Raw genomic sequence first — 9,794 nt, 5'->3', positions numbered from 1 at the left:
GCACCAGCTCGACCGGCCTGGACACCCACCTGACCTTCGTCGGCAAGCTGCAAGACAGCCTCGACGCCGGCGTGGGCAACCTGGTCGACGCCGACCTGGCCAAGGAAAGCGCCAAGCTGCAGTCGCTGCAAACCAAGCAGCAGCTGGGCATCCAGGCGCTCTCCATCGCCAACCAGTCGACCGGTTCGATCCTGAGCCTGTTCCGATAGGAACGAGAAGGAGGCGGGCCTTCGGGTCCGCCTCCGCCTTCCGCTCGGCCCAGGCCGTAGGGGAGGGTTCACCAGAGGGCCGCCGAAACCGGCGGCGAAGGAGCAATGGAAACCAAAGCCGCACTTACACCGCCGTCGATCCCAGAACCGTCCGCGCCGTCTTCGGTCGCGCCCTTCGCCGTCCCGGGTCAGCCCGCGGGCGGTCATGACGTTTCAGGGGCCAAGGAACAGCCGGCCGTCGCCGCGGGTCCCCAGCCGGGCGATCTGCGACTGGTGATCGAGGAAGATCCCGTTTCGGGCTCCTACGTCTACAAGACTGTGGACCGCCGGACCGGCGACGTTCTCCAGCAGTTCCCGCGCGAGGACGTGCTCCGCTTCAAGCAGGCCGAGCACTACGATCCGGGCGAGGTCTTCGACGGTCTGACCTAACAGGGTCGCCGGTCTCCGCGCCATGCCCGCCGCGACGCAGCGTCGCAGGTGGAACATGGTTTACGCGCGTTAACCATATTCTTACTCCCTCAGCCCCAATTTCACGGTCGACCTGCTCGGCCGCCGAATCGCGTCCCGAGCCACATTGGCAAGAACCGCCGTTCGGAGACCGTGATGACGCTGAGCGTGAACACCAATCAGCCCGCGCTGATCGCCCTGCAAAATCTGAACAAGACCAACGACGAGATGGGGGGCGTGCAGTCCCGCATCAACACGGGTCTGGCGATCTCCAGCGCCAAGGACAACGCCGCCGTCTGGTCGATCGCCCAGGATCAGCGCGCCGACCGCTCGGCCCTGAACGCGGTGAAGATGAGCCTGGATCGCGCGACCTCGATCACCGACGTGGCCCTGGCCGCCGGTGAATCGGTCTCGGACCTGCTGACCCAGATGCGCGAGAAGGTGGTCGCGGCCAAGGACACCTCGCTGTCCACCTCGTCGCGCACCGCCCTGAACGCCGACTTCCAGGGCCTGCTGAAGAACCTGACCCAGGTGATCAACAGCGCCACCTTCGACGGCGCCAACATCCTCAACGGCAGCGAACCGACCAACATCACGTTCCTGGCCGACGCCGACGCCGCGACGGTCATCACGCTGAACCTGCAGAACCTGTCGCTGAGCGGCACGATCAACAGCCTGACAGCGACCGACACCATCAACACCCAGACCCTGGCCGCCGGCGTGCTGACGCGCCTCGACGCGACCTTGACCCGGGTGAACCAGGCGGTCGGCTCGATCGGCTCGCAGGCCAAGCAGATCGAAGCTCACAACACCTTCGTCTCCAAGCTGAACGACGTGCTCGAGACCGGCGTGGGCAACCTCGTCGACGCCGACATGGCCAAGGAGAGCGCGCGCCTCCAGGCCCTGCAGGTCAAGCAACAGCTCGGCGCGCAGGCGCTTTCGATCGCCAATCAGGCGCCGCAGATCATCCTGTCGCTGTTCAACGGCGGCAGCTAGGCCTGACGCGATTGGCGGGGTAGACTTTCCGCAACCACATGTGGAGGAATCGACCCGGTATGATCGAGCTTCGCGATTTGACGGACGGCGACGAGGCGGTCCTCTACCAATGGCGGGGCGAACCGGAAGTCGATCGGTGGATGTCCGACGCGGCCTTTCCGAGCCGCGACGCCCATGCCGCCTGGTTCCAGGCTCTCCGCTCCGATCCCGACATGCGCGGCTGGATGATCGTCCGGGCCGGCGAGCCTTCGGGCCTGCTGACCCTGACGGGCCTGCTCAGCCATCACCGCCGGGCCGGCTGGAACTGGTTCCTCGGTTCGGCCGAGGCGCGGGGCAGGGGCGTGGGGCGGGCCGCCCAGGTGCTGGGGCTGGACCGCGCGTTCGGCGAGCTGGGCCTGCACAAAGTGTTCGCCGAGGTCATGGCCGACAATGACGCGGCGCTGAAGGCCCAGGCGGCCTCCGGCTTCCGCCGCGAAGGCTATCTGCGCGGCCACGTCCTGAAGGACGGCCAGCCGCGCGACGTCGTCCTGCTGGGCATACTGGCCGAGGAGTGGCGCGAGCTGCGGGGCGAGGTCCGCCGCTCGCTGACCGACGCGCACCTGATCGCCGCCTAGGGCCTTCGGCCTCCGTGACGCTTCCGATTCATACGTCTTAACGAAACGTCAGCGTTCTTCGCCGACGATGGAATCAAGGGGCGTAGTGCGCCCTGATGGGACCTGCTGTGATCACCTTCGATTCCAGTCTGCTGCTCGGTTACTATCAGGCCAAGACCGCGGGTCAGGCCGCGAACGCGGCTGCGTCGGCCGGCTCATCCTCTTCGTCGGCCCCGTCCTCCTCGGGCGGAAAGACGGTGCCCAGCTCGCCCTGGACCACCATGGCCAGCGAGCCTAGCGACTTGGTCAAGGCCGCCCTCAATGGCCGCAAGTTCGTCGACGAAGGCGCGGCCGTGGCCGCCGCCCCGACGATCACCGGCGACTACAAGAAGCTGTTCGCCGCCTACCAGGCGCTCAACACCCTGTCGGCGATCGCCAACCGCTCGTCCGAGAAGGGCGTCACCGACAGCGAGATCAAGCGTTTGCAGGCCGCGTTCAGCAAGGGGCTGAACGAGGTCAACAGCTACGTCCAGAACCTCAGCACCGACGGCATGCGGCTGACGACCGGCGCGGTCATGACCAGCGACAAGTCCAGCGTCGGCGTGCCCAAGAACAACTACGGCTACGTCACCAACACCCTCTACAGCGGCCAGAGCGACGACGAGGTGCCCACATTCAAGGGCGCCGTCAGCTTCACGATGTCGGTCAAGGAATTCGGCGTCTCCACCGACGTGGTCATGGACCTGTCGGAAATGGGGTCCACGCCGCGGACGATGTCCAACGTCGTGACCTTCTTCAACGACAAGCTGGCCGCCGCCGGGTTCGACACCCAGTTCGCCGTCGAGCGCACGGCCGGCCAGGAGCGGACCACCACGGTCAACGGCCAGACCGTCAAGCTGCCGGCCACCGGCGACGACTTCGCCCTGCGCATCCGCGGCGACTCGACCGAGGCCCTGACCTTCTCGGCTCCGGCCGCCAAGCCGGCGGTCTACATCACCACCGCTGCCGGCAATCCCGATCCGGACAAGAAGTCCGAGACCGACGACGCGGTGATCGAGAACACCCTGACCAAGTACGGCCCCGGCACGGCCGGCCAGCCGGGCGCCAAGGTGTTCTCCGACACGCTGGAAGGCACGATCAGCACTGTCCACAAGACCATGACCGGGCCGGACGGCTCGCTCTATGTCCTGGCCGATGTCGACGGCACCACCAGCAGCCAGACGATCAAGGGCGACCAGGACGTCGCCCTGCTGAAGTACGACTCGTCCGGCAAGCTGCTCTACGCCCGCACGTTGGGGGCCGCCAACACCGCCACCGGCTACAACATGGCCATCTCGGACGACGGCAAGGTGGCCATCGCCGGTTCGGTGGCCGGCGGGCTGTCCGGCGCCACCAACGGCCCGATCAATTCCGATTCCGCCGGCACGGTCACCGACAGCTTCGTCACGCTCTACGACGCCAAGGGCGACGAGACCTGGACGGTGCGGCGCGGCGGCATGCTGGAGGACGAGGCCACCGCCGTGGCGTTCGGCCAGGACGGCGTCGTCTATGTGGGCGGCCGCACCAAGTCCGACATCCCGGGCTCGGCGACCGGGGCGACGGAAGGCGGCTACGACAGCTACCTGACCGGTTTCGCCACCGACATCGCCGGCACGCCCAAGGCGCTGTTCACCACCCATTTCGGCAGCGAGAACGACGACACGGTCGCCGGCATCGTCGTCAACGGCACGCAGGTCGTGGTCGCCAGCAAGGAAGGCAGCGACGCGATGCTTCGCAGCTTCGACGTCGCGACCAGCATCGTCACCGAGGACCGCACCTTCCTGAACGACAAGGAAGTCTGGGTCACCGCGCCGGTCACCTACACCAAGGCGGCCACCTTCACGGCCGGAGCCACGCGCGACCTGGGCACGCTGAAGGGCGGCAACATCGCCGGCCTGACGATCGACAACGGCCAGCTCTATATCGGCGGTTCGACCACCAACGGCGCGCTCGACGTCGACAACCAGACCAAGGCCGCCTCGGGCGGCTCGGACGGGTTCGTGGCGCGGATGTCGCTGAACCTGACGGACAAGACCCAGGACACCCTGGCCTATTACGGCGGCACGGGCGACGACACGGTCACCGGCATGGCGGTCTCCAACGGCCAGGCCTGGCTGGTGGGTTCGGCCGGCAAGGACCTGGGCGGGCAGCCGACGGTCGGCGACAAGGACGGCTATGTCGCCCAGATCAACGTCGCCACGGGCGCGGCGACCTGGGAGCAGCGGCTGACCGGCAAGGACGGCTACGCCACCCCGACCTCGATCGCCGTCGACGCCTCCGGCTCCAGCGCGCTGGACATCTTCGGCATTCCGCGCGGCAAGATGGAGTTCACCCAGTCCGACAAGATCGTCTCGTCGACCTCGGCGCGGGCGGGCGACACCTTCCAGGTCCGCACGCGGGCGCGCGGCGCCCTGACCACGATCAAGATCGCGGCCGACGACACGCTGGACACCCTGGCCGACAAGATCCGCAAGGCGACGGGCTACGCCGCCAAGGTGGAGTTCGCCAGCAGCGGCAACAACCGCATGCTGCGGATCAGCCCGTCCCAGACCACCTCGACCGTCGAGATCCTGCCCGGCAAGGGCGGCACCGACGTGCTGGAGTCCCTGGGCCTGAAGCCGGGCATCGTGCGCAACACCAAGACCGACCACGGCCAGGTCGTTTCGGCGGACGGCAAGGGGCCGATCTACGGCTTCTCGCTGGACACCAGCCTGGACCTGACCGACAAGGCCGGCCGCGACGCCGCCACCGCCGCCATGACCAAGGCCCTGTCGGCCGTACGGACCGCCTATCGCGAGATGGCCGACACCGCCAACGGCGTGAAGCGGGAAGACGCGACCAAGTCGAACAACGTCAACGGCCCGGTTCCGGCCTATCTGACCAACCAGATCGCCAACTACCAGGCCGCGCTCAATCGCCTGACCGGCGGCGGCTAGGGCGCGATCCGCGCGGCCCTTCGAGGCCCGCTTGGCCGTTCTGCGCGCCTGGACTTGAAAGCGTCATCAGCGCGTCGTAGCCAGGGATCATGGAACTTCTCAAAGATCGACGCGTGTTGCTGGGCGGCGGCGCCGCCCTGGCCCTGGTCGCGGGCCTCGGCATCGCCCTGGCTCTGATGCAAGGCGGCAAGTCGCCGACCGAGGCCCCGCCGGCCTCGCGCGGCGGGCTGGTCGTCGAGACCGGCCGGGCCGACGACACCAAGCTCGATCCCGCGCGGCCGTTGCGCTGCTTCGTCGGCGGCCAGTTCGTCGGCGAGACCACCCTGGCCGAATGCGCCAAGAAGAACGGTGTGGCGACCGGCGCCCTGGACGTCGGCGTCGACGAGACCGGGGCCCTGGCCGCCGCCGACCAGGCTGGCCTGGTGTTGACCCCGCTGCCGCCCCCCGCCGAGGCGCCGACCGTGCCCGCGCCGGCCGCGACCCCCGCCATCACCACGCCAGCCGTCTCGAGCACGCCCTTGGCCGTTTGCTGGCGCTATGCCGGCGGCGAGTGGCGCAAGCTGCCTGGCGAGATCACCGTCAACGCCTGCGCCCAGCAGCTCTCGGGCGGTAAGTGCGAGAAGGCGGGCGGGGCGACCTACGGCCGCTGGGGCGACGAGACCCTGCGCCTGGTGCCGGGCAAGGTGGAATCCTCGTCCGACAACCGCACCTTCCATTCGATCATCGAGCTGGGGCCCAACTGCTCCATCCCGTCGGCCTAGAGAGAATTCAAGACCATGCGCCTTCCCGTCGTCGCCCTCTCGCTCATCGCCGCCACCGCCGCCGTCGGCCTGACCGGCTGCGAGAAACAGACCAAGGCTCCCTTCGAGACCGGCGTCTGCATGCACGTGATCGAGCAGAAGGACGGCACGCTGAAGTTCAATCCGGTGGCGCGAAACGTGCCCAGCCTGGAGCTCTGCGCGGCCGAACTGGAAGGCATGCGCCTGCGCTTCGTGCGCATGGGCAGCCCCAGCCGCGAGATGACCGGCGCCTATCAGGGCAAGTTCATCTTCCTGCAGAAGGAAGGCATCTATCTGGGCGACACCTACGAAGGCGCCCGGTTCATGTCGCTGGTCCGCACGGGCGACGGCCGCCTGGCCGTCCCGGGAGCGATGCCGGCTCAATAGGAGCGTTCCAAATCCGGGGATAACCCGGATGCTCCACAGGAACGTTACGAGAACAAAGCTTGCCTTGCGACTTAAGAAGCCGTTAACGTCCGCCTCAGATGCCGGCGCGTTGGTCGCCGGGCGTGAAAAGGAATCTCCCCCATGGCGGGCAGCGTCAACAAGGTCATCCTGGTCGGCAATCTCGGAGCCGATCCCGAAATCCGCACCCTCAGCTCGGGCGACCGCGTCGCCAACCTGCGTCTGGCCACCTCGGAAACCTGGCGTGACCGCACCTCGGGCGAGCGCAAGGAAAAGACCGAATGGCACCGCGTGGTGATCTTCAACGACAACCTGGTGAAGGTGGCCGAGAGCTATCTGCGCAAGGGTTCGACGGTCTACATCGAGGGCGCGATCCAGACCCGCAAGTGGGCCGACGCCTCGGGCGTCGAGAAGTACTCCACCGAGATCGTGCTGCAGAAGTTCCGCGGTGAGTTGACCATGCTGGGCGGCCGCGGCGACGGCGCGGGCGCCGGTGCGCCGGGCGGCGGCTATGACGAAGGCTACGCCGGCGGCGGCGGTGGCGGTGGCAACTTCGGCGGCGGCGCTCCGCGCAGCCAGCCCAGCGGCCCGCGCGAGAGCTTCTCGGCCGACCTGGACGACGAAATCCCGTTCTAAAGCCGAACAAGGCTGGAAACGTAGACAACGGCCGGTTCCCCCTGGAGCCGGCCGTTTCTTATTGCGCCTACCCCAACGCTCATCGTCGGCCGTGGCCTCGCGAGGCCTGCCGCATCTAGAACGCCCGCATGGCTTGGTCCGTCGTCGGATCGTACGTTCGTCCGTGTGGAGAGCAGGCGCCGATCCTGGTCGATCGCGACACGGCGTTCCGCTGCCTTCGGGCGATCGCGCGGCGCCCGTCGTCCTGCATCGCCTTGAGCCTGACCCGGTTGAACGCGCGGCAGGCGGGTTGATTGACCGTCCCACGTTTTCCACAGGAAAGGGCGGAAATGTGTCCGCTCAACCGGAATTTTTTTCGAGTCTGTAATTTGTTGAAACTTATGCGGGTTTTCGCGAAGTGCTCGAAACGACCGTGCCTCTAGGATCGTCGAGGAGGGGCTAAGACCTTGAAAATATGAATTAATAGCAAAAGCGTCGAGGACCCGACACGTCGGCAAGTGTGAGCGGCGAAGCGTTGCTACGACGGCCAAGCTGTGCACCTTAGCAACCCAGGGGTGTTCGGGGCGTGGCGTATGCGTGATCAATCGGCGGAGCAGGGCGGCGGGGCTGAAACGCCTGCGGTCGTCGACACCGCCCTGGCCTGCTTCGTGGCCTTGCTCGGCTTCCTTGGCCGTCCCGCTGACCCTGACCAACTGGTCCATGGCCTGGGCAAGGGCGGCGCGGCGCTGGGGATCGACGAGCTTCTGCTGCTGGCCAAGCGCCTGGACGTCAAGGCGCGCCGCCAACTCGTTCGTGGTCAGCTGAGCAAATATCCCCTGCCGGCCATCGCCCAGATGCGCGACGGCCGCTTCCTGCTGTTGCTGCAGGCTGGAGGGGACACCGTCCTGCTGATGCGTCCGGAAGAGGGGACGCCGCACGTCGTCCCCCTGGCCGAGTTCCAGCGCGAATTCGCCGGTCAGCTGGTGTTGATGACGACCCGGGAACGGGTCGCGGGCGCGGCCCGGGCCTTCGACGTGACCTGGTTCATCCCCGCCCTGGTCAAGTATCGTCATCTGCTGCGCGATGTGCTGGTGGCGTCGCTGTTCATTCAGCTCCTGGCCTTGGTCACGCCGCTCTTCTTCCAGGTCGTCGTCGACAAGGTCCTGGTCCACAAGGGCCTGACGACGCTGGAGGTGCTGGCGTTCGGCCTTTTCGTGGTGTCGATCTTCGACGTCCTGATGGGAGGCCTGCGAACCTATCTGTTCGGTCACACGACCAACCGCGTGGACGCCGAACTGGGATCGAAGCTCTTCTCCCACCTCACGCACCTGCCGATGGCCTACTTCCAGTCCCGAAGGGTCGGAGACTCGGTGGCTCGGGTTCGCGAGCTGGATTCGATCCGCGAGTTCCTGACCTCTTCGGCGCTGACGGTGGTGCTCGACCTGCTGTTCGGCGTGATCTTCCTGGCCGTCATGTGGCTCTACAGCCCCTTGCTGCTGATCGTCGTGCTTATGACCCTGCCGCTCTACGCGGCCGTGGTCGCACTGGTGGGGCCCGTGCTGCGCCGGCGTCTGGACGAGAAGTTCGCGCGCGGGGCGGAAAACCAGGCCTTCCTGGTCGAGGCGGTCACGGGCGTGGAAACGCTCAAGGCGCTGGCCGTCGAGCCGCAGATGCAGGCGCGCTGGGACCAGCAACTGGCGGGCTACATCCAGGCCAGCTTCAGCGCCGCGATGATCGCCAACTGGGGCTCACAGACCATCCAGCTGATCAACAAGCTGGGATCGGTGGCGCTGCTGTTTTTCGGCGCGCGCCTGGTGATCGACGGCAAGCTGACCGTGGGCGAGTTGGTGGCCTTCAACATGCTGGCCGGACAGGTGGCGGGACCGGTGTTGCGGATCGCCCAGCTGGCGCAGGACTTCCAGCAGGCCCAACTGTCGGTGCAGCGCCTGGGCGACATCCTCAACACGCCCACCGAACCGGCCTCGTCGCCGTCGCGCGCCAGCCTGCCGGCCATCGTCGGCCACGTCGAGATCGACCGGGTGACGTTCCGCTACCGGCCCGATGGCCCGGAAATCCTCCGCGACCTGAGCCTGGACATCGCGCCGGGCGAGGTCATCGGCATCGTCGGGCCCTCCGGTTCGGGAAAGTCCACCCTGACCAAGCTCATCCAGCGCCTGCACCAGCCCGAACGCGGCCGCGTCCTCGTCGATGGCGTCGACTTGGCGGTGGTCGATCCGACCTGGCTGCGCCGCCAGGTCGGCGTCGTCCTGCAGGAGAACATCCTGTTCAATCGCACGGTGCGCGAGAACATCGCCCTGGCCGATCCCGCCATGCCGATGGAGGCGGTGGTGGAGGCGGCCGAGATGGCGGGCGCGCACGAGTTCATCCTCGAACTGCCGGAAGCCTACGACACCCAGATCGAGGAGCGCGGGTCAAATCTTTCCGGCGGTCAGCGCCAACGGATCGCCATCGCCCGGGCCCTGGCGTTGGATCCCAAGATCCTGATCCTCGACGAAGCCACCTCGGCGCTCGACGCCGAGAGCGAGGACATCATCCAGAGAAACCTCAAGCGGATGGGCGCGGGCCGCACGGTGATCATCATCGCCCACCGCCTGTCGGCCGTGCGCCAGGCCCATCGCATCATCACCGTCGAGCGCGGGGCGATCACAGAGATGGGCCGCCATGAGGAGCTGCTGGCTCGGGGCGGCCGCTACGCGCAGCTCTATCGCAAGCAGATGAACCCGGGCGGCGTCTCCGTCGAACCGGTGCTGTGAG

General features: G+C 67.2%; 10 protein-coding genes. 9 read left to right on the top strand and 1 reads right to left on the bottom strand.

Features of this window, described 5'->3' with window-relative positions; genetic code table 11:
• The 4 genes from AC1DMQ_RS08310 to pseH all read left to right on the top strand — a co-directional run.
• A partial coding sequence (locus AC1DMQ_RS08310) for a flagellin (protein WP_477033079.1) occupies window positions 1–209 on the top strand: 209 nt, incomplete at its 5' end.
• A 105-nt stretch (window positions 210–314) separates the two neighbouring features.
• Complete coding sequence (locus AC1DMQ_RS08305; protein WP_477033078.1) at window positions 315–638, top strand: hypothetical protein; 324 nt, start codon at window positions 315–317, stop codon at window positions 636–638.
• Window positions 639–812: 174 nt separating this feature from the next.
• Window positions 813–1,652, top strand: coding sequence for a flagellin (locus tag AC1DMQ_RS08300; RefSeq protein WP_477033077.1), 840 nt, complete (start codon window positions 813–815; stop codon window positions 1,650–1,652).
• Between the two features lie 59 nt (window positions 1,653–1,711).
• Entirely contained in the window at window positions 1,712–2,266 is a 555-nt protein-coding gene (gene pseH / locus AC1DMQ_RS08295; RefSeq protein ID WP_477033076.1) for a UDP-4-amino-4,6-dideoxy-N-acetyl-beta-L-altrosamine N-acetyltransferase, read from the top strand.
• Between the two features lie 163 nt (window positions 2,267–2,429).
• Here pseH and AC1DMQ_RS08290 read toward each other — a convergent pair whose 3' ends face one another.
• Window positions 2,430–2,555 carry a hypothetical protein gene (locus tag AC1DMQ_RS08290; RefSeq protein WP_477033075.1) on the bottom strand — a complete coding sequence of 42 codons (126 nt, stop codon included), beginning with the start codon at window positions 2,553–2,555 and terminating at the stop codon, window positions 2,430–2,432.
• Between AC1DMQ_RS08290 and AC1DMQ_RS08285 the strand changes: the two genes are divergently transcribed.
• From AC1DMQ_RS08285 to AC1DMQ_RS08265, 5 genes are all read left to right on the top strand, one after another.
• A complete protein-coding gene (locus AC1DMQ_RS08285; protein WP_477033074.1) occupies window positions 2,527–5,220 on the top strand; it encodes a hypothetical protein in 2,694 nt (897 codons plus the stop codon). The genes AC1DMQ_RS08290 and AC1DMQ_RS08285 overlap by 29 nt on opposite strands.
• An 89-nt stretch (window positions 5,221–5,309) precedes the next feature.
• On the top strand, window positions 5,310–5,981 hold the full coding sequence (locus AC1DMQ_RS08280) for a hypothetical protein (protein WP_477033073.1): 672 nt from the start codon (window positions 5,310–5,312) through the stop codon (window positions 5,979–5,981).
• Between the two features lie 15 nt (window positions 5,982–5,996).
• Window positions 5,997–6,386 (top strand): hypothetical protein, encoded by a 390-nt coding sequence (locus AC1DMQ_RS08275; RefSeq protein WP_477033072.1) that lies wholly within the window; start codon window positions 5,997–5,999, stop codon window positions 6,384–6,386.
• A gap of 141 nt (window positions 6,387–6,527) precedes the next feature.
• Window positions 6,528–7,040, top strand: a complete 513-nt coding sequence (ssb, locus tag AC1DMQ_RS08270) for a single-stranded DNA-binding protein (protein WP_477033071.1) — start codon at window positions 6,528–6,530, stop codon at window positions 7,038–7,040.
• A gap of 572 nt (window positions 7,041–7,612) precedes the next feature.
• Complete coding sequence (locus AC1DMQ_RS08265) at window positions 7,613–9,793, top strand: type I secretion system permease/ATPase (protein ID WP_477033070.1); 2,181 nt, start codon at window positions 7,613–7,615, stop codon at window positions 9,791–9,793.
• Window position 9,794: the final 1 nt, after the last annotated feature.

It is taken from the genome of Caulobacter sp. 05L422 (genome assembly GCF_056397765.1).
Note: the sequence above shows the minus strand (reverse complement) of the source record. Positions and strands in the feature narration are given on the sequence as shown.

What these genes read in the sequence shown, in the direction of transcription:
- AC1DMQ_RS08305 (WP_477033078.1), top strand. Translation starts at nt 315, where the DNA reads ATGGAAACCAAAGCCGCACTTACACCGCCGTCGATCCCAGAACCGTCC.
- AC1DMQ_RS08300 (WP_477033077.1), top strand. Translation starts at nt 813, where the DNA reads ATGACGCTGAGCGTGAACACCAATCAGCCCGCGCTGATCGCCCTGCAA.
- pseH (WP_477033076.1), top strand. Translation starts at nt 1,712, where the DNA reads ATGATCGAGCTTCGCGATTTGACGGACGGCGACGAGGCGGTCCTCTAC.
- AC1DMQ_RS08285 (WP_477033074.1), top strand. Translation starts at nt 2,527, where the DNA reads ATGGCCAGCGAGCCTAGCGACTTGGTCAAGGCCGCCCTCAATGGCCGC.
- AC1DMQ_RS08280 (WP_477033073.1), top strand. Translation starts at nt 5,310, where the DNA reads ATGGAACTTCTCAAAGATCGACGCGTGTTGCTGGGCGGCGGCGCCGCC.
- AC1DMQ_RS08275 (WP_477033072.1), top strand. Translation starts at nt 5,997, where the DNA reads ATGCGCCTTCCCGTCGTCGCCCTCTCGCTCATCGCCGCCACCGCCGCC.
- ssb (WP_477033071.1), top strand. Translation starts at nt 6,528, where the DNA reads ATGGCGGGCAGCGTCAACAAGGTCATCCTGGTCGGCAATCTCGGAGCC.
- AC1DMQ_RS08265 (WP_477033070.1), top strand. Translation starts at nt 7,613, where the DNA reads ATGCGTGATCAATCGGCGGAGCAGGGCGGCGGGGCTGAAACGCCTGCG.